The sequence below is a fragment of the Streptomyces sp. bgisy100 genome (assembly GCF_057709105.1).
This window is the reverse complement of record NZ_JBYITE010000068.1, coordinates 1-22,638: the sequence shown is the minus strand read 5'-3', so window position 1 is coordinate 22,638 and position 22,638 is coordinate 1. Positions and strand designations below refer to the sequence as shown.

The following is a 22,638-nucleotide window of genomic DNA, read 5'->3' as shown; positions in this document are numbered from 1 at the left end:
GCGCACCGCCGCGCCCGTCTCAGCCGTACAGATCCTCCGCTGCCTCGACGGCCTCCGACAGGCTGTCGACCACCGGAACGCCGGCCGTCTCCAGACTGGCCCGGCTGTGCGAGCCTCCCGTGTACAGCACCGCCTTGGCCCCCACGTGTGCCGCCGCGATCGCGTCGTCGACCGCGTCTCCGATCACCACGATCCGCTGCCGGACAGCACCGTCCATGGCGGCGAGGTGCCGCTCCATGTGCTGCGCCTTGCCGGTGTGCGACGGTCCGATCCGGCCGTCCACCCGGAGGAAGAGCTGCTCGATGCCGTGGGTGCGCACGATGGGTATCAGTTCCTCGTGCGGCGCCAGTGAACACAGCGACTGCGTGAGCCCGGCGGCCTGCCGGTCGGCCAGCAGCTGCTCGGCGCCCTCGGTGAGGGCCGCGCTCTCCGCCCGGGTCCAGTAGTGCCGGTGGAAGGCGGCGTCCATGACCTCCCACTCCTCCGTGGTGGGCACCCGGCCCATCAGCCTCTCGTAGAACCGCGGCACCGGTACGCAGTAGAGATCCCGGTAGCGGGCGAGGGTGATCGGCGGCAGACCGATCTCCGCGAACGAGGCGTTCGTCGCCCCGATGACCGCGTCGATGTCGTGGAACAGCGTCCCGTTCCAGTCCCAGACGATGTGCGTCCCGTGCTTCCCCATGCCCAGAACGGTACCCAGCCGGTACGACACTCCAGTCCGGCACCGGCCGGTCGGCCCCCGGTACCGGCCCCGGCCCCGACACCTGGCTCCGGTCCGGTCCGGTCCGGTGGAGCCAGTGGCGGTCCGGCCGGTCAGCCGAGGAGCGTGGGGATCTCCTGGACCGCGTACCAGAGCAGCTCGTGGTCCTCGGCGCCGTCCACGGTGAACTGCGCGTCGTCGTCCCCCAGGTCCGCCGCGCCCAGGGCCGCGGCAGCGGCGGTCACGTCCCGCTCCGCGTCGGAGGAGTCGAGGTGCACCGCGGCGGCCTTGGCCAGGGCGACCGGCTGGGCGATGCGGACGGCGCCGAGCGCAGACGGGTCCAGGCCGCGGTCGGGGTCGGCGACGGCGGCGCCGTCCGGGACGTCAACGGCCACCACGACCCGGCGGCGCGGAACCTGCGGGTCCGTGGCGAGCTGCCGGAGCGAGGCCTGGGCGGCGCGGCTGAGCGCCGCGTACTCCAGCTCCTCGATGTCGTCGGAGACGTACCACTCGCGCAGTGCGGGCGTCACGGCGAAGGCGTCCAGCGGACCTGGCCCCAGCTCGCCCGCCTTGTGCGCCGCAGCGAGGCCGGGGAGGGTCATGGGGACGTAGACGCGCATGGCTGTCGCTTTCGTGAGGGCGCTGGAGCGGTGAGCGAGTGGAACGCCCCGCCAGCATACGGGCGATGGTCCCCCTTCGGGGTGCACGGGGCGGGCCCGGCCGGGCCGCGACCGGCCCTGAACGCGGCATTCCGCCCCTTGCCGCACCGTACGGCCGACCGGCTTTCCTCAGGCGCCCACGCCGCCGACGTGCGGTGGCGTGCCGTACCGCGGCGTCCGATGAGCCCCTCGTCACCCGGATAGGTGAATCCGATCGGTGCGGATCGGTCGGGGCCTCCGTCCTTGCAGGGCGTCGAGCAGGCCCGTAGAAGTCTTCGCATCGAAGCTACCGCCCGGTATACGCACCGGGCCGATGCCGCGGGGGCACACATGGATCACCACAGGAACAGGACCTCGGCTCGTACGACGGACCGCCGGACCGCCGACCGCCGAGCCGCCGACCGCCGGAACGCCGGGAACCGGACCGCCGGGAGCGGGACCACCGGAAGCCAGGGCCCCGGGCGGCGGCGCACCGCCGGGAGCGTGCCGCCGGGGCGCCGGGACTCACGTCGGCCCGGCGCCCCTGGCACGGCACCGCTGGCGGCCCTGCGGCGGCGGGAGCGGGAACGGCAGCCCCGGTACTGGTTCGCCGACCGGCTGCTGCTGACCCTGAGCGGCCAGAAGCCCGTCCACTGGATGCTGGGACACACCCTGGGCGGCGCGTACGACCAGTTGGTGCTGCTGGCCCCGCTGGCCCCGCTGCGGCCGTCCGGTCCCGCATCGCCCGGTCCCGGATCGCCCGGTCCCGGGTCGCCCGGTCCCGGGTCGCCCGGTCCGGCGCCGTACGTCGGCCGCTGCGACGAATACCGTCCGGAGCCGGATGTGATCGAGGCGTTCGCCCGGATCGTGTACGGGGACCGTGTCCGGGCGCTGGCGTTCCGGCTGGAGCAGGGCCCCGACGACCGCTGGCGCTGCTCCGCCGTGGAGCTCGGCCTGCCCGCGCTGACGACATGACCGAGCCGTCGGCGTGACCGGACCGGCGACATGCCTGACCAGCCGGGCGGCCGTCCACCCCGAACGTCGGCAGGACCGGCTCCGCTCCGGCCCCAACGAGGCCCGCCCCGGACACCGCCTCCCGGACACCGCACGCCCCGGAACCCCGCGCCACGGGCCAGGCCAGGCCCCCGGCCCCGGCCCCGGCCCCGGAACGTGCGAACGGGCCGGGGCGGAACACCGTGTGGTGTTCCGCCCCGGCCCGTTCGTCGGTCCGAGCCGCGACTACTCCGAGCCGCGACTGCTACGCGTGGCTACTTCTTGCGGCGGCGGCCGGCGGCCTTCTGCGCCTTGCGGCGCTCGGCGCGGGTCATACCGTCCGCCTCGGAGCGCGGCGGGCCGTCGTCGCCGACCAGGTCGCCCTCGACGATGTCGCCCTCGCCGTCCACCTTCGGGGCGGTGAAGTGCAGCCGGTCGGGACGCTGCGGCGCCTCGAGGCCCTTGGCCCGGATCTCGGGACGGCCGACGGCAGCCGCCGGAACGGCGTCCTCCGGCTCCTTCTCGAGCGTGGCCTTCGCCTCGGCGTCGGTGACGGGAACCTCCTCGACCTGCTGCTCGACCTGGACCTCCAGGTTGAACAGGTAGCCGACCGACTCCTCCTTGATGCCCTCCATCATGGCCGTGAACATGTCGAAGCCCTCGCGCTGGTACTCGACCAGCGGGTCCTTCTGGGCCATCGCGCGGAGGCCGATGCCCTCCTGGAGGTAGTCCATCTCGTAGAGGTGCTCGCGCCACTTGCGGTCCAGCACCGACAGGACCACGCGCCGCTCCAGCTCACGCATGATCTCCGAGCCGAGCTCCTTCTCCCGCGCGTCGTACTGCTCATGGACGTCGTCCTTGATCGACTCCGCGATGAACTCGGAGGTGATCCCGGCCCGGTCCCCGGCGGCGTCCTCCAGCTCCTCGACGGTGACCTTCACCGGGTAGAGCTGCTTGAACGCGCCCCACAGCCGGTCGAGGTCCCACTCCTCGGCGAAGCCCTCGACGGTCTCCGCCTGGATGTACGCGTCGATGGTGTCGTCCATGAAGTGCCGGACCTGCTCGTGCAGGTCCTCGCCCTCCAGGACGCGGCGCCGCTCGCCGTAGATGACCTCACGCTGCCGGTTGAGGACCTCGTCGTACTTCAGGACGTTCTTACGTGTCTCGAAGTTCTGCTGCTCGACCTGCGACTGCGCGGAGGCAATGGCCTTGGTGACCATCCGGTTCTCGATCGGCACGTCGTCCGGGACGTTCGCCATCGCCATGACGCGCTCGACCATCTGCGCCTTGAACAGCCGCATCAGGTCGTCGCCCAGCGACAGGTAGAAGCGGGACTCGCCCGGGTCGCCCTGGCGGCCGGAACGACCCCGCAGCTGGTTGTCGATACGCCGGGACTCGTGGCGCTCGGTGCCCAGCACGTAGAGCCCGCCGAGGTCCTTGACCTCGTCGTGCTCGGCCTTGACCGCGGCTTCGGCCTTCTCCAGGGCCGCGGGCAGCGCGGCGGCCCACTCCTCGGGGTGCTCCACCGGGTCGAGACCGCGCTGGCGCAGCTCCGCCTCGGCCAGGTCGTCCGGGTTGCCGCCGAGCTTGATGTCGGTACCGCGGCCGGCCATGTTGGTGGCCACGGTGACCGCGCCCCGGCGGCCCGCCTGGGCGACGATCGTCGCTTCCCGGTCGTGCTGCTTGGCGTTGAGCACCTCGTGCGGCACACCGCGCTTGGCCAGCTGGTTCGAGAGGTACTCGGACTTCTCGACCGAGGTGGTGCCGACCAGGACCGGCTGGCCCTTCTTGTGCTTCTCGGCGATGTCCTCGACCACGGCCGCGAACTTCGCGGGTTCGGTGCGGTAGATCAGGTCGGACTGGTCGATCCGCTGGACGTCGCGGTGGGTCGGGATCGGCACCACGCCGAGCTTGTAGATCTGGTGGAACTCGGCGGCCTCGGTCATGGCCGTACCGGTCATGCCGGAGAGCTTGTTGTAGAGGCGGAAGAAGTTCTGCAGGGTGATCGTGGCGAGGGTCTGGTTCTCGTCCTTGATGTCCACCCCTTCCTTCGCCTCGATCGCCTGGTGCATGCCCTCGTTGTAGCGGCGGCCCGCGAGGATACGGCCGGTGTGCTCATCAACGATCATGACTTCGCCGTCCATGACGACGTAGTCCTTGTCCTTCTTGAAGAGCTCCTTGGCCTTGATCGCGTTGTTGAGGTAGCCGACGAGCGGCGTGTTCACCGACTCGTAGAGGTTGTCGATGCCCAGCCAGTCCTCGACCTTGCTCACACCGGACTCGTGGATGGCGACCGTGCGCTTCTTCTCGTCGACCTCGTAGTCGCCGGTCTCGTCCAGCCCCTTCTGCGGGTTCGCCGCCTCGCCCTTGGTCAGCCGGGTGACGAGCTTGGCGAAGTCGCCGTACCACTTCGTCGCCTGGTCGGCGGGGCCGGAGATGATCAGCGGGGTACGGGCCTCGTCGACGAGGATCGAGTCGACCTCGTCGACGATCGCGAAGTTGTGGCCGCGCTGCACCAGTTCGTCCTTCGACCACGCCATGTTGTCGCGCAGGTAGTCGAAGCCGAACTCGTTGTTGGTGCCGTAGGTGATGTCGCAGGCGTACATGTCGCGGCGCTGCGCGGGCGTCATGTTGGCCAGGATGCAGCCGACCTCGAGTCCGAGGAACTTGTGCACCCGGCCCATCCACTCCGAGTCGCGCTCGGCCAGGTAGTCGTTCACCGTGATCAGGTGCACGCCCTCGCCGGACAGCGCGTTGAGGTAGGCGGGGAGGGTACCGACGAGGGTCTTGCCCTCACCGGTACGCATCTCGGCGACGTAGCCGAGGTGGAGCGCGGCGCCACCCATCAGCTGAACGTCGTAGTGGCGCTGTCCGAGGACACGCTTGGCCGCCTCGCGGACGGTCGCGAACGCCTCGGGGAGCAGGTCGTCCAGGCTCTCACCGTCGGCATACCGCTGCTTGTACTCGTCGGTGAGTGCCCGCAGCTCGGCGTCGGAGAGGTTGACGAAGTCCTCTTCGATGGAGTTGACCTGGCCCGCGATGCGGTGCAGCTTGCGCAGGATCTTGCCTTCGCCTGCACGCATGAGCTTGTTGAAGACGGACACGTAGGTTGGTCTCCTTGCCGGTCGGGCCTGGCACGGTTCATGTGCGCGGGCACGGCAGGGGCAGGCCCCGCCGCAACGGCCATCGTAAGTCAGGACCCCGCCGCGCCGGGAGGTCCGTCTGCCGGAAGGGCCGGTGTCACCCGTAAGGAGAACGTACGAGCGCCCCGGAAGGTGCCCCGCAACCGCCTCACGACCGCCCCGGCGCGGGACCGGGGCCCGGCGCGAGGCGGCCCCGCTCCGGCGCGCGGTCCGCTCCGGTGGGGCCGGGCCCGGCCTCCTGTGCACCGAACAGTGATCATCCGCGCGGCCGGAGTGCGGTCCCCGGGCTTGATCATCCGCGCGGCCGGAGTGCGGTCCCTGCGCTGCGGGTGATCCTGGGCTGCGGGCGCGAGGGCCCGCCCCTCATCGGTGTGCCCGCTCCAAGGGGGCCGACCGTTCGGACGGTGAGAGTCCGCTCTCCGCTGCGGAGGCTCCCGGGGTGGCGCGGGCGCGGCCGGAAGGCAGTGCCCGCGCACGCGCCTACGGAAGCCGTCGGCAGGGGGACCGCGCCCCGACCGGGACGGCAAGGCTGTCAGTGGCGGCATCTAGGGTGCGGCCATGACCACGTTGCCGAGGCCGGCCATCGAACTCTCCGCCGACGACGCACGGCGGATCGCCCTGCGCGCCCAGGGGCTCCTGGGTGCCCCGGACCGCCGGGCCGGGGTGCGGGGAGTACTGCGTCATCTGGGCGCGATACAGCTGGACACGATCTCGGTGCTGGCCAGATCCCACGAGTTGGTGCCCTACGCGCGGCTCGGCCCGGTGGGCCGCCCCGCCGTCGAGGCGGCGTACTGGACGGACACCCACTCCTTCGAATACTGGTCGCACGCGGCGTGCATCCTGCCGATCGAGGAGTGGCCGCACTTCGCCTTCCGCCGCCGGGCCCGCCGGGCGAAAGGCCACCGCTGGCATGTGCTGGAGGACTCGGAGCGCTCGTGCGCGGCGGTGCGGGACCGGCTGAAGGCCGACGGGCCGCTGACCGCAACGGAGTTGGGCGGCGCCAAGAACGGCGGCCCCTGGTACGACTGGTCCGAGACGAAGATCGCCGTCGAGTGGCTGCTGGACACCGGCGAGGTCGTCTGCACCGAGCGGCGGGGCTGGAAGCGGGTGTACGACCTCGCGGAACGCGCCGTACCGGACCGCCTGCTCCACGACGACCTCGACGACTCCGCATGCATCCGCCGCCTGGTCGAGCAGGCGGGGGTCGCAATGGGGGTCGCCACCCGGGCCGACCTGGCCGACTACCACCGACTCAAGGGCGAGCAGGTGGATGCCGTGATCGCCGACTCGCGGCTCGTCCCCGTACGGGTGGAGGGCTGGGGGCGGCCGGCGAACGGAACCGGCGGGTCCGGCCCGCGGGGAGCGGGCGAGGCGTGGGCCGATCCGGCGGCGCTCGCGGACGCGGCCCGCCGGAGCAGGCACCGGACCACCCTGCTCTCCCCGTTCGACTCCCTGGTCTGGGACCGGAAACGCACGGAGCGGATCTTCGGCTTCACCCACCGGCTGGAGGCGTACGTGCCGAAGCCGAAGCGGGTGCACGGCTACTTCGCCATGCCGCTGCTGTCGGGCGGACGGCTGCTGGGCCGGGTGGATCCCGCCCGGGAGGGGACGACGCTGGTGGCACGGCAGCTCTCGCTCCAGGGCCACGGGGCGGTACGGCCGATGGCGGAGGCTCTGCGGGAGGCGGCCGCATGGGTGGGCTGCGAGGAGGTACGGGTCGAGCGGATCATGCAGCCGGAGCTTTCGGCGCCGCTCACCGAAGCCCTGAGCCGCTGAGTTCCTGAGCCGGGTTCCGCTGACTCGGGGTTCTGCTGGGTCCGGATTCTGCTGGGTCGGGATTCCGCTGGGCCCGGGAGCCAGTGAGCCGGCGGCCCTTGTGTATCCGGGGCCCACCGGGAGGGGCCCGCGAAACGGCACCGGGGCACCGCTGCCATGCCGCGATCCCGGCAGGCTCCCCGGTCACGGCCTACCTGATCTCGAGGATCTTCTCCCGCATCGCGTAGACGACGGCCTCCATCCGGGAGTGCAGTTGCAGCTTCTCCAGGATGTTCCGGACGTGGTTCTTCACCGTGTTCTCGCTGATGAACAACTCCTTCGCGATGTCACGGTTGTTCATGCCCGTCGCGACGAGTTTGAGCACCTCGAGTTCGCGGTCGGTCAGCCGGGGGGCGGGCACCAGACGCCGCTCATCGGTGCGCTGGATCATCGACTTGAACTCGGTCAGCAGCTTGGAGGCCATGGAGGGGCTGATCTGCGACTGGCCGTCGGCGACCGCGCGAATGGCGGTGGCGACCTCGTCGGTGGAGATCTCCTTGAGCAGATAGCCGGTGGCCCCCGCCTTGATCGCGTCGTAGAGATCGGCCTCCTCATCGCTGATCGTCAGCATGATGATCTTCGCACTGGGAGCCACCTCCTTGATGGAGGTGCAGGCCTCGATACCGCCCCGCTTGGGCATCCGTACGTCCATCAGCACGATGTCGGGCAGCAGATCGGCCGCCTTCTCCACCGCCTCGGCGCCGTCCCCCGCCTCGCCGATGACCTGGATGTCCTCCTCCTGGGCGAGGACGATCTCCAGACCACGACGGAAGAGGGCGTGGTCGTCCACCACGAGGACCCGGATGGGCTCCTTGCGTGCCCCCTCCGCGTCCGCACCCGCTCCGACGACTCCCTGGCCGTCCTCGTCGGAACCGGGCCCGAAGCTGTGCGCCATCGTTCCTCCCCCTGAAGGCCGTGGCCTTGGTTGCGTGCCCTGCCGCCAACCGCACTCCATGGAACACGGGTTGGCCGCGGTCGTCATGATTTCATGCCCGGTCGGCAGTGGGGCGCTCCCGTGGGCGCACAGTGATGCCCCCGGGGGCGCACAGGCGCTCCCGGGGGCATCGAGTCGTGTGGTGCGTCGTCCTGCCGTCAGCCTCCGAGTGCCCCGCCGGCGCCGTGCGGCGCCTCGGCGACCAGCGGGTCGTGCTCCAGATGAATGACGCCGTAGTCGTAGGCGTGCCGCCGGTAGACCACGCTCGGCTGCTTGGTTTCGGAGTCGACGAAGAGGTAGAAGTCGTGCCCGACCAGCTCCATTTCGTAGAGCGCCTGGTCGAGGCTCATCGGTGCCGCGGCGTGGGTCTTCTCACGGACGACCAGCGGGCCTTCGCCCTGCACCTCCAGCGAGCCCATCCTCGTCGTGGGCACGCCTTCCGCGACGTTCGCGGTGGGCGTCTCGCCGTTGAGGGCCGCGGCGAGGGGGGCGGTGGCGGCTGCGACGCTCACCGGCGTCCGGCCGCCGCCGCGGTGTACGCGGCGCTTGTCGGCCTGCTTGCGCAGCTGGGCTTCGAGCCTGTTCGTCGCCGCGTCGAGTGCGGCATACGGGTCGGCGGCCGAGGCCTCCGCCCGGATCACGGGGCCGCGCGACACCAGCGTGATCTCCACGCGGTCGGCGCGGTCGGCCTGACGGGGATTGTGTTCCTTGGACACCTCGACGTCGAGGCTGATCACCTTGCCGTCGAGCTTCTGGATCTTGTCCAGCTTCAGCTTCTCGGCCACGTGCTTACGGAAGCGCTCGGGCACCTCAGTCTTGCGGCCCTTGACGACGATGTCCACGCAGAACTCCGTTCCCGGATCACCCCGCCCGGAGGCGGAGCACATCCCTCTTGCCTGGGGCCGGCGGGTTCCCCGCAACGGGAGGAACCGTCGGCACTGCGTCTGCTGCACCGCCACGAAGCCGGGGCGTCATCCGGAGTCGCGGCGCTGCGACTTTCACCTCCTTCTCCCCAGTCGGCAGGGTTTCACCCCATCGACTTCAGGGACGGCGGAAAAGTCCCTAAGCACGCTCGTCCGAAGTATGAAGCACGCTTGTCCGACATATAAGGCATAGCCTCCGCCATTCCTCACACCGAACATAGCTCCACCCGACAGTTGTCGGCACCCCCTACCGGCGCGTACCTCGGTTCCGGAGTCATTCCGCTCTCACCCCTGCAACGCTGGGCGTTCTCCGCCAGTTCCACCACAGGACCCACTCCGTCCGGGCACCCCGGGCGGACGGTCCGCGACGGCCCCCGGCCGGTGGCCCGAGGAGCGGCCGGAGGAACGGGGAGAGCGGCCGGGAGGCCGCACCCGCTGGGCTCCCTCGGCAACGCACCGGGAGGCCGCACCAGTGCCCGGGATCGGCGACAGTCAGCGGGTCAGCACGCTCCGAGCGGGCCGGCGACCACCGCTGCCGACGCCACCCGGCCGCCCGCCTCCGTCACCGCTTCGGCTGCCGCCGCCAGCGACGCCCCCGTCGTCATCAGGTCGTCCACCAGGACCACAGGAGCGGCCCGGAGCAGCCTGGCGGACCCGGCCGCGACCACCAGGGCGCCCGCGAGATTAGCGCGGCGCTGCGGGCCGGTGAGCCCCGCCTGGTCGGCCACCGCGCGCCGCTGCCGGAGCAGCGCCAGCACCCGCGCGGGACGGCGCTCGCGCCGCAGCTCACGCGCTGCGGCGAAGGCGATCCGGCGGGTCGGGTCGTGGCCGCGGGCCGCCACGGCACGCCGGGCCGAGGGAACCGGAACGATCAGCAGCCCCCTGCCGCCCGGTGGTCCGCATCCGGCCCGGATCGCCCCGGCGAGGGCCTTTCCCAGCGGCCCCGCCAGCCCCAGGGCTCCCCTCTCCTTGTGAGCGAGCAGCACGGCCCGCACCTCGTCCGCGTACACCGCCGCCGCATGGACCGGCGGCAGCCCCGCCGGGACCGGCGTTGGGCGCACCCTGCATGACCGTCGGCCGCTCAGAGCCGACCGGCACCGGTCGCACAGCACCACCCGGGGTTGTCCGCAGCCCGCACAGCCGACCGGCAGCACCAGCCCCGAGATCTCCTCCCACCATCCCCGCATGGCTCCACGGTGGCCGGTCGGGCCCTGCCGCACCACCCCTGTGGACAACGGCCGCCCCGCTCACCGGAGCCGCCGAGCGGGGAGCCGCGCGGGCTCCGCCGAGGACCGTGCCCCGGCTCGTCGGCGGAGCCCGCGCGGTCGGTGGGGTGGGCGGGCGAGCGAGGTGGACACCTGCGCCTGAGTCCGGCGCCCCGGCCGTCGGTCACGGCCCTGGCCTGCGGGGAGCACTCCGGACTCGGGGGACACTCCGAGCTGCGGAGACACTCCGACCTTCGGAGTCAGCCCTGGCCTGCGGGGATCATTCTGACCTGCACAAATCACGCAGGCCGACCGAGGCAGCGACCGCCGCGCGGCAGGACAGGGGGCGAGCCGGGGACGGACATCGCTGCCCGCCCCCGGCCGGCAGAGGCGCACGGTCGGGGGCGGGCAGCGATATCCGTCAACCCGGGTAGACGGGCGCGGACCCCTTCCGGGTGACCAGCTTCCAGTTGGCGTCCAGCGGCAGCCGGACGATCCCGTCACTCGAATGGGCCATCAGCGGCTTGTTCTTGTCCTCGGAGGCCGCGACCGCCCGGACGTCGTTGATGCCGGGCAGCGTCGGAGTGTTGGAGGACGAACCGTCGGTCTCCACGTACTGCAGCTGCTGGACACCCCCCGCCTCCGTGCCGACCACGACGAGCCGACTGCTGCCGGCCCACGACGCGGCCTTCACGTGCTGCAGCTGCGGTGCCACCGAACGCAGATCTCTCACCAGGAGCGACACCTCGCCCCCGCGGGTCTCGGTCCGCTCGACGCGCCCCAGCTCCAGCGATGTGTGGCCGTCCCGGGTGACCAGCAGGGCGATGCGCACCCCGTCCGAGGAGACCCGCAGGCCCTCGATCCGTCCCTCGCCGAGCGCGGGCACCTCCACTTCCTGGGGCTTCCCGGTCCCGGCGGACAGCCGCAGCAGGCGCGGGCGGTCCGGGTCACGGTCGGCGACCCACAGATTGCCGTTCCCGTCCCAGCTGGGCGCCGTCAGGGCGTCCCGCTCGCGCTTGGCCGAGCTGTGCAGCCTGGCCTCGCCCCGCTCGGCCCCCGAGCTCATGGGCGCCACGTACAGCGACCGGCCGTCCAGGGAGACCCCCGCCGCGAAACGCTCGCTGCGGTCGACGCCCACCGACCCCAGCTGGACCGAACCGTCCCCGAACGGTCCCTCCACCCGGCTCGGCTCGTCACTGCCGTCGGACAGGCTGGCCAGCCGGTGCTCGGAGTCGACGAAGTACTGGTGCTCGGAGTGGGTCCTCAGGCCCGCCGGTGCGTAGGCGGCGGCCTCGCCCGGCTTCAGCACGCACAGCTCGCTGCCGTCCTTGCGGGCCAGCTCCACTCTGCTGATCTTCGCCGACGCCTGGTCCTGGACGGTGTACAACAGCTGCGCGGCCATCCGGTCGCACTGCGGTGCCGCGACCCGCGCCGCCCGGTCGTTGAGCCGGACCCGCAGACCGTTCGAATCGTCCAGGGACAGCGTGTCGTCCACCACCGCCGTGCCGCGCGGGAACGTGGTGCCGACGACCCGGCTCAGCCACTGCGTGGGGCCCTGGAGCAGCGCCTTCACCGTCGAGGTCAGCGGATCTATCCGGCGGCGCAGATATACCGGATCGGCGACCAGCACCTCCTTCTGTGCTCCTGCCGCCTTCTCGTCCGGATCGGTCCGCGCGAAGTAGTACTTGTTGACCGACCGGTAGATCCGCTCGAAGTCCGCCTTGCCCAGCACCAGGCCGTCCGGCGGGACGTCGATGCGCCATTCGCCGCCCACCTTCGTGAGGTGGATCGTCGTCCGGTAGGCGCCCCCGCCCGGGGTGTACGCCTGCTTCTGGTCGACCGTGGCGACCTGCCTGCCGGAGAGCTCGGCCGTCGCGCCCTCACTCCGGGCGGCCTGCTCCCCGGCGGGGACGCCCGTACGCGGGATCGGCCCGTCCTGGAGCACCGTGGTCCTGGAGAAGGGCTTCCAGTTCTTCGACGCCTCCTCGGTGAGGTAGAGGCGCGCGGTCTTGAAGTCCACCTCGTCGCTCGTCGTCGCCTCGAGGAAGCCCTTGACGATGTCGTTCGGCTGCTCCCCCGACCGGGGCGGCACCCCGAACACACGCACCTGCGCGTCGGCGTCCGCCCGTTGCGAGGCGTCGACCCGGTGGACCTCACCGCTGTCCGGCATCGACGCGCAGCCCGTCGCCACCAGAGCTCCGCAGCCGAGCAGAGCAAAGGCCCGCAGCGGGCGCCATCGACGGTTGATGTGCCGGTCAGAGCCCACGAGGCCCGCCCTCCCGCTCGGGTCGGTTGTCCTGCTGCATCTGTCGCTGCGCGCCACCCGGCGGCGCGGATCCGTCCGGTGCGCCCCCTCCGCGGGGCACCACCCGTGCGCCGTTCCCCGGCAGGGCGGCCGGATCGGCGGTGGGGGCCGGGGTCCGCGGCTGGGCCGGGACGGGGGGCGTCCGCGCCGGGCCGCCGTTCGGCAGACCCGCGTCGTTCAGCCCGCGGTTGCGCCGGGAGTCCTCCGGCTCCAGCGGAATCGGCGAGCCGCGCAGGGCGTCACCCGCCGTACGGGGCAGGGTCAGCCGGAACTGCGAACCGCCACCGGGCTCACCCCACGCCTGCAGCCATCCACCGTGCAACCGGGCGTCCTCGACCGCGATGGAGAGCCCGAGACCGGTGCCTCCGGTGGTGCGCGCCCGCGCCGGGTCCGCCCGCCAGAAGCGGTTGAAGACCCGGGTCGCCTCACCGGGCTTCAGCCCCACGCCGTAGTCCCGCACCGCAACCGCCACGGCGCCTCCGGCCGCGCCGAGCCGCACCACCACGTCACGGCCCTCGCCGTGCTCGACCGCGTTGACGACCAAGTTGCGCACCACCCGCTCCACACGCCGGGCGTCCGCCTCGACCATGACCGCCTGCTCGTCGCCGCGCACCACGATCCGGCCGCCCTTGCGCTCGGCAAGTGGCTCGGCCCCTTCGATGACGCGCTGGACGATGTCCCGCAGGTCCACCGGGGCCGCCTCCAGCGCGGCCGCTCCGGCATCGAACCGGCTGATCTCCAGCAGGTCCGAGAGCAGCGACTCGAACCGGTCGAGCTGGCCGCGCAGCAGTTCCGCGGACCGCTTGGTCGCCGGGTCGAAATCGTCCCGCACCTCGTGGATGACATCCGCGGCCATGCGCACCGTCGTCAGCGGCGTCCGCAGCTCGTGCGAGACGTCGGAGACGAACCGGCGCTGCATCCGGGACAGCTCCTCCAGCTGCTGGATCTTGATCTGGAGGTTCTGCGCCATCTTGTTGAAGGCCTCGCCGAGCCGGGCGATGTCGTCCTCCCCGGTGACCTTCATCCGCTCCTGCAGCCGGCCCGCCGCGAGCCGCTCGGAGATCCCGGCCGCCATCCGTACGGGGGTGACGACCTGCCGCACCACCAGCCAGGCGATGGCCCCGAGCAGCACCACCACGAAGACCCCGGCGGTGGCGAGCGTCCCCTTCACCAGGCTCAGGGACTTCTCCTCCTGGGTGAACGGGAAGAGGTAGTACAGCTGGTACGGGTGGCCGTTGACGTCGTTCAACTGCTTGCCGATGGCCAGCGCGGGCTCTCCGCCGTCACCGGCGCCACGGAAGATGCGGGTGTGCTGCTCGTAGGTACCGGGCTCCGCGTCGAGGGAGCGCCGCAGTTCCTCCGGCACACTCCGCTCCGGGTCCACCACACCGGACGCCCGCGGTGCACGGGTGCCACGGCTGTCGTCCACGAACGGCTGCTCGGTGTCGGAGCTGAGCGCCATCACCGTGTACACGCCCTGCCCGCCACTGCCGAGCTGCTGCACCAGGTCGGTCAGCCACTCGCTGGAGTTCTGCGCCGACCGGCTGCCGACCGGTCCGCCGTTCTGGCCGCGCCCGTCCGTGTCGGCCTTCTCCCGGGCCACGTTGAATCCGCCCGCGGCCTGGCTCTGCGCCGCTCCCTGCTTGGCGTCCTGGAGCCCGTTGCGGACCTGGCCAATGACGACCACGCCGAGCAGCAGCACCACGCCGAGTGACATCAGCAGGGTCGTGGCAACGACGCGCAGCTGGATGTTGCGCCGCCACAGCCGTACCGCCGGCAGCAGCGGCCTGCGGACCCAGCGCACCAGGAGCCGCAGCACCGGGTGCACCGGGCCGCCCGGCGCACCGTCCTGCAGCAGATTGCCGCCCTGCCAGAAACGTTCGAACAAGGAAATCCGGCCCACCGGGGGGACGGGCCGCCCCTCACGCACGTCCTCCGGGGACCCGGTCCCCGGAACTCCGGACTCCGGAGCGGCGCCGTTCCCGGACATGTCAGCCCGGTCCGGCCTTGTAGCCGACACCGCGCACGGTCACCACGATCTCCGGCCGCTCCGGGTCCTTCTCGACCTTCGAGCGCAGCCGCTGTACATGCACATTGACCAGCCGGGTGTCCGCCGCGTGCCGGTAACCCCAGACCTGCTCCAGCAGCACCTCGCGGGTGAAGACCTGCCACGGCTTCCGGGCCAGCGCCACAAGAAGATCGAACTCCAGCGGCGTCAGCGCGATCGACTGGCCGTTCCGCTTCACCGAGTGACCGGCGACGTCGATCACCAGGTCCCCGATGGCGAGCTGCTCCGGCGCCGGCTCCTCGGAACGGCGCAGCCGTGCCCGGATCCGTGCCACGAGCTCCTTGGGCTTGAACGGCTTGACGATGTAGTCGTCCGCGCCGGACTCCAGTCCGACCACCACGTCGACCGTGTCGCTCTTGGCGGTCAGCATGACGATGGGCACGCCGGACTCGGCCCGGATGAGCCGGCAGACCTCGATGCCGTCCCTGCCGGGCAGCATCAGATCGAGCAGCACCAGGTCCGGCTTGGCCTCGCGGAAGGCGGCAAGCGCCTTGTCCCCGTCGGATACGAACGACGGTTCAAAGCCTTCGCCGCGCAGCACGATGCCGAGCATCTCTGCCAGTGCGGTGTCGTCGTCGACGACCAGGACGCGTCCTTTCATAATCGACATCATCCCATTAGCTAATCGTTACCTGGCGTGACCTGGCGCACAGCTCGGCGAGCCCTGACTTCGTGACCGGGGAAACCACCCCGCGCTCCGTGACGATCGCCGTCACCAACTCCGGTGGCGTGACGTCGAATGCGGGGTTGTAAGCCGTCGTCCCGAGCGGCGCCACCGGTATCCCGTTGCCTGCCTCCGAGACCGCGCCAGAAACACCCGGAGGTGTGATCTCCGTCACTTCATGGCCGGGTCGCTGCTCCACCTCGATCGCCGTCCCGTCCGGGGTACCGAGGTCCACCGTGGTGATCGGCGCGACCACGATGAACGGCACATGGTGGTAGCGGGCGAGCACGGCGAGCGGGTAGCTGCCCACCTTGTTCGCGACAGAGCCGTCGGCCGCGATCCGGTCGGCGCCGATGAGCACGGCGTCCACCTCACCGGCGGCCAGGAGCGAGCCCGCGGCATTGTCCGTGAGCAGGGTGTACGCCATCCCGCTGCGCGCCGCCTCGTAGGCGGTCAGCCGGGCGCCCTGCAGCAGGGGCCGGGTCTCGTCGACCCACAGCCGCCGCAGCTCACCGGCCCGGTGGGCGGCCCGCGCCACCGCAAACGCGGTGCCGTTGCCGCCGGACACCAGTGCGCCCGTGTTGCAGTGCGTGAGGAGGCGGTGCCCGCCGCCCGGCACCAGTTCCTTGAGGAGCGCCAGCCCGTGCTCCGCCATCCGCTCGCTCGCCTCGGCGTCCTCCCGGTGGAGGGCCCGGGCCTCGGCGAGCACCGCCGCGGCAGCTCCGTCGCGGTCCCGGCCCTCCTCGAGAGCTCTCCGGTGGGCCTGTGCGGCCCGGCGCACCCCGTAGCTCAGGTTGACCGCTGTCGGGCGGGCGTGGGCCAGCAGCTCCGCCGCCTCGTCCACGTCGTAGCCGCGCACCGCGGCCAGCGCCACTCCGTACGCCCCGGCGATGCCGAGCAGGGGGGCCCCGCGCACGGCGAGCGTCCGTATCGCCTCCACCAGCGCCGGCACATCGGTGCAGACGAGCTCGACCTCCTCCGAGGGAAGCCGCGTCTGGTCGAGGAGCACCACTACGGGCCCCTCGGGCGGCTCGTCCCAGCGCAGAGCGGGAACAGCGGGTGGTGCAGCAACTACGGGAGGTACCGCGTCCTGATCAGCCATCCGCCCAGTCTGCCCCGTACGGCAGGGGTATTTGAAGGTGCACGCCGGGTACAGGGCACGGTACGAACTCCGGGACACCGTGGCACGATGGCAGCGAACCGACCGTTGCTGTGCTCGACCCAGGGGGCATCCCCCTGCCGCGTGAGCCCAGTCGAGACCGCGGACGGGCACCGTGAAGGAGCGATGATGAACGACTCTCCGGGCTGGGCTTCGCCCGGATCCTCCCCCTCCGACGAGCCGGCCCGGGACGGCTCCGGCGACCGGCCCGACGCAGAGGGTCAGGGCCCATCGGCTCCCGAGGACCGCGGTGCACCCCCGGTGAACTGGTCCCAGCAGCAACCGCCCCCCGGCCAGTGGACCGCGCCCAGCCCGCCCGGCGCGACGGCCGGCACCGGCGGTGCTCCCGGCTGGGGCAGCCCGAGCCACGGGGGCCCGCAACCCGGCTGGAACTCCGGCTGGGCCCAGCCGCCCGCCGCGGCCAAGCCCGGCATCATCCCGCTGCGTCCGCTCGGTGTCGGCGAGATCCTCGACGGCGCGGTCTCCACCATGCGCGCGCACTGGCGGACCGTCCTCGGCATCTCCCTGGTCGTCGCCGTCGTGACGCAGACCGCGTCCACGCTGACGACCGGCCTCTGGTTCCGCGGCTCGGGCAGCCTCCAGGGGCTGGAGAAGAACCCGAACCCGACGTTCGACGAGACACTGGACGCCGTCGGCGGCACCCTCGCCGGCAGTGGCGTCACCTGGCTGATCAGCGTGCTCGGCACAATCATCGCCACCGCGATGCTCACCATGGTCGTCAGCCGCGCCGTCCTCGGGCGGTCCGTGTCCACCGGCGACGCCTGGCGCAGCGCCCGCGGCCAGCTGCCCCGGCTCTTCGGCCTGCTCTTCCTGCTGCCCCTGCTCGTCACCGCCGTGGCGGCCGTGGCGATGGCCCCCGGTCTCATCCTCGCCGTCAGCGGAAGCCGGACTGCCGCCGCCGCGTTCATCGTGCTCGGCGCCTTCGCGGCCCTCGCGGCAGCCGTCTGGATCTGGATCCGCTACAGCCTCGCCGCCCCCGCTCTGATCCTCGAACGGCAAGGGGTGATCGCCTCGATGCGCCGCTCCGCGAAGCTCGTCCGCGGTGCCTGGTGGCGCATCTTCGGCATCCAGCTGCTCACCCTGGTTCTGATCTTCTGTGTCGGAGCCGCCATCGAGATCGTCACCAGCATCATCGCCATGGTCGTGGGCGGCGAGGGCGCCATGGACTGGCTGACCGGGGAGAACACCACCACCAGCTGGACCTTCCTGATCGTCGTCGGTATCGGCTCGGTGATCAGCTCGACCATCACCTTCCCGATCAGCGCCGGAGTCACAGCCCTCCTCTACATGGACCAGCGCATCCGGCGTGAGGCGCTCGACCTGGAGCTGATCCGCGCCGCCGGAACTCCCGAGAACGGCCCTCAGCAACAGCCCCCGGCTCCCCAGGCGCACAACGCCACGCCGGGGGGCTGATGCGGTGATCACGACGGGGGGCACGGCCGCGGCGCGACTGCTGAACAGCCACGGAGACGACGACGTACCGGTGACGATCCCGCGCGCCCCGGCCCGGGAAGCAGCCGAGCGGGAACTCTCCGACCCCAGGTACCAGGAGCACGAGCCAGGCCTGTTCCAGCGGGCCCTGGACTGGTCCTGGGACCGGCTCGACGACCTGCTCTCCGCCGCGTCCGGGGCCTCCCCCGGCGGGACGGTGGGCCTGGTCGTGATCATCCTTGCCGTCGTCCTCCTCGTGGTCGCCCTGAGACTGCGCCTCGGCCCGCTGCGCCGCACCCCCACCGGTACCGGCGCGCTCTTCGACGAACGGGCCCGCACAGCGGCCGACCATCGCGCCGCCGCCGAGCGCCACGCCGCCGACCAGGCATGGGACCAGGCGGTCCAGGAGAGCATGCGCGCTCTCGTCCGGTCCCTGGAGGAACGCGCTCTGCTCCTGCCACGCCCCGGCAGAACTGCCGACGAAGCAGCCGCCGAAGCCGGACAGGCTCTGCCCGGCCACGAGGAACGCCTCCACGCCGCGGCCCGTGACTTCGACGACGTCACATACGGCGGCCGCCGCGCCACCAGGGAGACATACCAGCGCGTGCGCAGCCTGGATCTCGAGATCCAGCGGACCAGGCCCCGGCTCGAGGTCCCCACCGGGGGCACCGGATGACCGCGACCACCGGCCCCTCCACCTCGGCCTCCCCCACTGCGGCCTCCCCCACTGCCCGACAGCTGTGGAGACGGTCCCGCGGGCTGCTGATCGCTCTCACCATCCTCGTCGTCGCAGGCATCGCACTCGCCGCCGTACGCTCCGGCGAGCAGCACGGCCGGCTCGACCCCCGCTCCGCGGACCGCTTCGGCAGCCGGGCCGTCGCCCGGCTCCTCGCCGAACGGGGCGTCACGACACAGGTCGTGACCACCACTCAGGAGGCCCTGGCCGCAGCGGGACCCCGCACCACCGTCCTGGTGAGCGACCCCGACCGCCTCACCCGGCGTCAGCAGTCCAGGCTGCACAACGTCCTCGCCGACTCGACCGGCCGTACGGTGCTCCTCGCCCCCGGTGACGACCCTGCCGACACCTTCGCCCCCGGTGTACGGGCCGCTACCCGCACCGATGTGACGATCCGTCCCCCGGACTGCTCCTTCGCCGCCGCTGAACGCGCCGGCGACGCGGAACTGGGCGGCATCCGCTACGACTCGTCCGCCCCGGGTACCGACGCCTGCTACCCCAGCCGCGGACTGCCGACCCTGCTCCGGATCCCCGGAGCGAACGGCAGCGACACGGTCCTCCTCGGGGCGCCCGACATCCTCTACAACGACCGTCTGGCGGAACGGGGCAATGCCTCGCTCGCCCTGCAGCTCCTCGGCTCGCAGCCCCATCTCGTCTGGTACCTCCCCTCCGTTGGAGACAGCGCGGCCGGTGGAAACGACCGCAGCTTCTTCGACCTCGTCCCAGCGGGCTGGATGTGGGCATTCCTCCAGCTCGCCATCGCGGCGGCCCTCGCCGCGCTCTGGCGTGCCCGCCGGCTCGGCCCCCTGGTGACCGAACCTCTGCCGGTCACCGTGCACGCCTCGGAGGCCACCGAGGGCCGCGCCCGCCTCTACCGGCAAGCCGACGCCCGCGACCGCGCAGCCGATGCCCTCCGCTCCGCGGCACGCTCCCGGCTCGCCCCGCTCGTGGGTGTCCCGGCCGCCCGGGCTCACGACCCGGAAGCGCTGGTCCCCGCCATCACCGGGCATCTGACCGACCACTCGACGGATGCCGCCGCCCTGCTCTTCGGCCCTCCGCCCGCGGACGACCGGGCGCTCGTCCGGCTCCCCGACGACCTCGACGCCCTGGAACGCCGCATCACGTCCGGCACCGAGCAGGAGCCGCACTCCGCACCATCTCCGGCTGAAGCAACACCCCCTACTGAAAGGGACCGCACTCCGTGACCGCCCCGACCGCCGACAGTGCCCGCTCCGCCCTGGAGTCCTTGAGAACAGAGATCGCCAAGGCCGTGGTCGGCCAGGACCCCGCTGTGACCGGGCTGGTCGTCGCCCTGCTGTGCCGCGGCCACGTGCTGTTGGAGGGCGTCCCCGGAGTCGCGAAGACACTGCTCGTGCGGGCTCTCGCCGCCTCGCTCGAACTCGACACCAAGCGTGTTCAGTTCACACCCGACCTGATGCCCAGCGACGTCACCGGTTCCCTGGTCTACGACGCACGCACCGCGGAGTTCTCCTTCCAGCCGGGGCCGGTCTTCACCAACCTCCTCCTCGCGGACGAAATCAACCGCACACCGCCGAAAACCCAGGCGTCCCTCCTCGAAGCCATGGAGGAGCGCCAGGTCTCGGTCGACGGCACGCCCCGTCCCCTGCCCGACCCCTTCCTCGTGGCTGCCACACAGAATCCGGTCGAGTACGAAGGCACCTACCCGCTCCCCGAGGCCCAGCTCGACCGGTTCCTGCTCAAGTTGACCGTGCCGCTCCCGTCCCGTCGGGACGAGATCGACGTGCTCACCCGGCATGCCGAAGGGTTCAGCCCCCGCGACCTCGAAGGGGCGGGCCTGCGCCCCGCGGCGGGGCCTGCCGATCTGGAGGCCGCCCGCGCCGCCGTCGCCCGGACGACCGTGTCCCCCGAGATCACCGGCTATGTCGTCGATATCTGCCGTGCCACTCGTGAATCCCCCTCGCTCTCCCTGGGCGTGTCCCCTCGCGGGGCCACGGCCCTGCTGGCCACCTCACGCGCATGGGCATGGCTCACCGGTCGTGACTACGTCATTCCTGACGATGTGAAAGCTCTCGCTCTCCCCACACTCCGCCACCGGATCCAACTGCGACCGGAAGCCGAGATGGAAGGCGTCACCGCGGACTCCGTGATCACCGCGGTCCTCGCCAACGTCCCCGTGCCCCGCTGACCGACGGAAGCGATCCATGGCCCTCACCGGACGCACCGCCCTGATCGCCGCCGTCGGCGCCCTTCTCACCGGTCTTCTGCTCCCCAACTGGACCGGCATCGTCGCCTTCAACTCCCTGCTGTCATTGGCAATTCTGTGCGACCTCGCATTCGCCGCGCCAGTACGAACGCTCCAGTTCACCCGAACCGGTGACACATCAGTTCGACTCGGTGAACAGGCCCAGGTGCACCTGACCGCCACCAACCCGTCCACCCGGCCGCTGCGGGCCCAGCTGCGCGACGCCTGGCCCCCCAGTTGCCTACAGGCCGGCACAGCCGACGGCACAGCGTCCCGGCACCGGCTGAGCATCCCGCCCGGCGAGCGGCGCCGGGTGACCACGGTTCTCCAGCCCAGCAGACGCGGGGACCAGGCTTGCGAACGGGTGACCATCCGCTCCTTCGGCCCGCTGGGGCTGGCAGCACGACAGGGGCACCACCGGGTCCCGTGGACGGTTCGCGTGCTGCCCCCCTTCACCAGCCGCAAGCACCTGCCGTCGAAACTGGCGCGCCTCCGGGAGCTCGACGGTCGCACGAGCGTCCTCACCCGGGGCGAGGGCACCGAGTTCGACAGCCTCCGCGAGTACGTCCCCGGCGACGACACCCGGTCCATCGACTGGCGTGCCACAGCGCGTCGGTCCTCCGTCGCCGTCCGCACCTGGCGACCCGAACGTGACCGGCGCATCCTGCTCGTCCTCGACACCGGACGAACCTCGGCTGGGCGGGTGGGCGACGCGCCGCGACTGGACGCCGCCATGGACGCGGCGCTGCTGCTGGCCACCCTGGCCACACGGGCGGGAGACCGCGTCGATCTCCTCGCATACGACCGGCGCATCCGGGCGTCGCTCCAAGGGCGCGCGGCCGGTGATCTGCTCCCGGCTCTGGTCAATGCCCTGGCCCCCCTCGAACCGGAGCTGGTGGAGACCGACGCGCGAGGGCTCGTGGCCACCGTGCTCCGGGTGGCTCACCGTCGGTCCCTCATCGTTCTGATCACCGGCCTCGATGCCGCCCCAGTCGAGGAAGGGCTGCTGCCGGTCCTCCCTCAGCTCACGCACCGCCACCCGGTTCTGCTGGCCTCGGTCGCCGATCCGCGTATCGAGGAGATGGCAGCAGCGCGTGGCTCGCTGGACGGCGTCTACGAGGCCGCCGCGGGGGCGCATGCCCAGTCCGAGCGCCGTCGCACCGCGGACCGGCTCGCTCGGCACGGCGTGCGCGTCGTGGATGCCACCCCCGACGAGCTGCCCGCCGCCCTAGCGGACGCCTATCTCGCCCTCAAGGCCGCCGGCCGCCTCTGACCAAGGCATCCCCTACCGCGCAGTGCGGCCGGGGTGGCGTGCGTCGCTTGATCATGCATGTGCAGCTTCGACGGCGATGGATCAGGCTTCCGGCGGCCTCATGTTCCGCATGTTCTCCTGTGCAGAGGGCGGCTTTTCCTGCTGCGGCGCCCTGCGCTGCGGTCAACCTAGGTGCAGCCGACCGAGGCGCGGGCCTCCGACGGCGTCGGCCTTCACTCGCGGAGAGCAGATGGAGCGACACGGGCGGTGGGCCACCAGCGTCTCCGCATCGGCCTACGGCGCTCCAGTCAGCTGTTGGATGCTCTGGATACTCCGTCGGCTTGTGATTCACAGGCAGGACCTTGAGCGTCCGAATACGGAAAACTGCCCAGGAACGCAGAAAAGCCGGGGTCCCCGGAACCATAAC

General features: G+C 71.7%; 17 protein-coding genes. 7 read left to right on the top strand and 10 right to left on the bottom strand.

The features are described 5' to 3' along the window. Positions 1-19: 19 nt before the first annotated feature. Positions 20-682 carry an HAD family hydrolase gene (locus AC3EQ1_RS29225; protein WP_432097329.1) on the bottom strand — a complete coding sequence of 221 codons (663 nt, stop codon included), beginning with the start codon at positions 680-682 and terminating at the stop codon, positions 20-22. A 131-nt stretch (positions 683-813) separates the two neighbouring features. Continuing rightward, positions 814-1,320: a DUF6912 family protein gene (locus AC3EQ1_RS29220; RefSeq protein ID WP_432097328.1), complete on the bottom strand. Its 507-nt coding sequence runs from the start codon at positions 1,318-1,320 to the stop codon at positions 814-816. 369 nt (positions 1,321-1,689) lie between these two features. Between AC3EQ1_RS29220 and AC3EQ1_RS29215 the strand changes: the two genes are divergently transcribed. Further along, on the top strand, positions 1,690-2,313 hold the full coding sequence (locus tag AC3EQ1_RS29215; RefSeq protein WP_432097327.1) for an Rv3235 family protein: 624 nt from the start codon (positions 1,690-1,692) through the stop codon (positions 2,311-2,313). A 293-nt stretch (positions 2,314-2,606) separates the two neighbouring features. On the opposite strand, the gene secA is transcribed toward AC3EQ1_RS29215, so the two are convergent. Then, positions 2,607-5,435 carry a preprotein translocase subunit SecA gene (secA, locus tag AC3EQ1_RS29210; RefSeq protein WP_432097326.1) on the bottom strand — a complete coding sequence of 943 codons (2,829 nt, stop codon included), beginning with the start codon at positions 5,433-5,435 and terminating at the stop codon, positions 2,607-2,609. A gap of 597 nt (positions 5,436-6,032) precedes the next feature. On the opposite strand from secA, the gene AC3EQ1_RS29205 reads away from it, so the two are divergent. Next, positions 6,033-7,250: a winged helix-turn-helix domain-containing protein gene (locus AC3EQ1_RS29205; RefSeq protein WP_432097325.1), complete on the top strand. Its 1,218-nt coding sequence runs from the start codon at positions 6,033-6,035 to the stop codon at positions 7,248-7,250. A 190-nt stretch (positions 7,251-7,440) separates the two neighbouring features. On the opposite strand, the gene AC3EQ1_RS29200 is transcribed toward AC3EQ1_RS29205, so the two are convergent. The 7 genes from AC3EQ1_RS29200 to mtnA all read right to left on the bottom strand — a co-directional run bounded on the left by AC3EQ1_RS29200 (position 7,441) and on the right by mtnA (position 16,490). Then, positions 7,441-8,184: a response regulator gene (locus AC3EQ1_RS29200; RefSeq protein WP_351515736.1), complete on the bottom strand. Its 744-nt coding sequence runs from the start codon at positions 8,182-8,184 to the stop codon at positions 7,441-7,443. A 197-nt stretch (positions 8,185-8,381) separates the two neighbouring features. Continuing rightward, the gene (gene hpf / locus AC3EQ1_RS29195; protein ID WP_432097324.1) at positions 8,382-9,065 is read right to left on the bottom strand and encodes a ribosome hibernation-promoting factor, HPF/YfiA family; all 684 of its coding nucleotides are present in this window, start codon (positions 9,063-9,065) and stop codon (positions 8,382-8,384) included. Positions 9,066-9,646: 581 nt separating this feature from the next. Further along, positions 9,647-10,207 carry a ComF family protein gene (locus tag AC3EQ1_RS29190; protein ID WP_432097323.1) on the bottom strand — a complete coding sequence of 187 codons (561 nt, stop codon included), beginning with the start codon at positions 10,205-10,207 and terminating at the stop codon, positions 9,647-9,649. A 565-nt stretch (positions 10,208-10,772) separates the two neighbouring features. Then, positions 10,773-12,617 (bottom strand): LpqB family beta-propeller domain-containing protein, encoded by a 1,845-nt coding sequence (locus tag AC3EQ1_RS29185; RefSeq protein WP_432097322.1) that lies wholly within the window; start codon positions 12,615-12,617, stop codon positions 10,773-10,775. Next, complete coding sequence (gene mtrB / locus AC3EQ1_RS29180; protein ID WP_432097321.1) at positions 12,607-14,646, bottom strand: MtrAB system histidine kinase MtrB; 2,040 nt, start codon at positions 14,644-14,646, stop codon at positions 12,607-12,609. Before mtrB ends, AC3EQ1_RS29185 begins: the two co-directional genes overlap by 11 nt. Before the next feature lies 1 nt (position 14,647). Next, complete coding sequence (mtrA, locus tag AC3EQ1_RS29175; RefSeq protein ID WP_351515682.1) at positions 14,648-15,337, bottom strand: two-component system response regulator MtrA; 690 nt, start codon at positions 15,335-15,337, stop codon at positions 14,648-14,650. Between the two features lie 4 nt (positions 15,338-15,341). Beyond that, positions 15,342-16,490 (bottom strand): S-methyl-5-thioribose-1-phosphate isomerase, encoded by a 1,149-nt coding sequence (gene mtnA, locus AC3EQ1_RS29170; RefSeq protein ID WP_432097320.1) that lies wholly within the window; start codon positions 16,488-16,490, stop codon positions 15,342-15,344. Positions 16,491-16,676: 186 nt separating this feature from the next. On the opposite strand from mtnA, the gene AC3EQ1_RS29165 reads away from it, so the two are divergent. The 5 genes from AC3EQ1_RS29165 to AC3EQ1_RS29145 are packed head-to-tail and all read left to right on the top strand — an operon-like array spanning position 16,677 to position 22,232. Next, positions 16,677-17,981 carry a DUF7544 domain-containing protein gene (locus AC3EQ1_RS29165; RefSeq protein ID WP_432097319.1) on the top strand — a complete coding sequence of 435 codons (1,305 nt, stop codon included), beginning with the start codon at positions 16,677-16,679 and terminating at the stop codon, positions 17,979-17,981. Positions 17,982-17,988: 7 nt separating this feature from the next. Next, positions 17,989-18,675: a DUF4129 domain-containing protein gene (locus AC3EQ1_RS29160; protein WP_432097332.1), complete on the top strand. Its 687-nt coding sequence runs from the start codon at positions 17,989-17,991 to the stop codon at positions 18,673-18,675. Further along, a complete protein-coding gene (locus AC3EQ1_RS29155; protein ID WP_432097318.1) occupies positions 18,672-19,940 on the top strand; it encodes a DUF4350 domain-containing protein in 1,269 nt (422 codons plus the stop codon). Before AC3EQ1_RS29160 ends, AC3EQ1_RS29155 begins: the two co-directional genes overlap by 4 nt. Beyond that, a complete protein-coding gene (locus AC3EQ1_RS29150) occupies positions 19,937-20,902 on the top strand; it encodes an AAA family ATPase (RefSeq protein WP_432097317.1) in 966 nt (321 codons plus the stop codon). The genes AC3EQ1_RS29155 and AC3EQ1_RS29150 overlap by 4 nt, the downstream gene beginning before the upstream one ends. Before the next feature lie 16 nt (positions 20,903-20,918). Next, complete coding sequence (locus tag AC3EQ1_RS29145; RefSeq protein ID WP_432097316.1) at positions 20,919-22,232, top strand: DUF58 domain-containing protein; 1,314 nt, start codon at positions 20,919-20,921, stop codon at positions 22,230-22,232. The last annotated feature ends 406 nt before the right edge of the window (positions 22,233-22,638 follow it).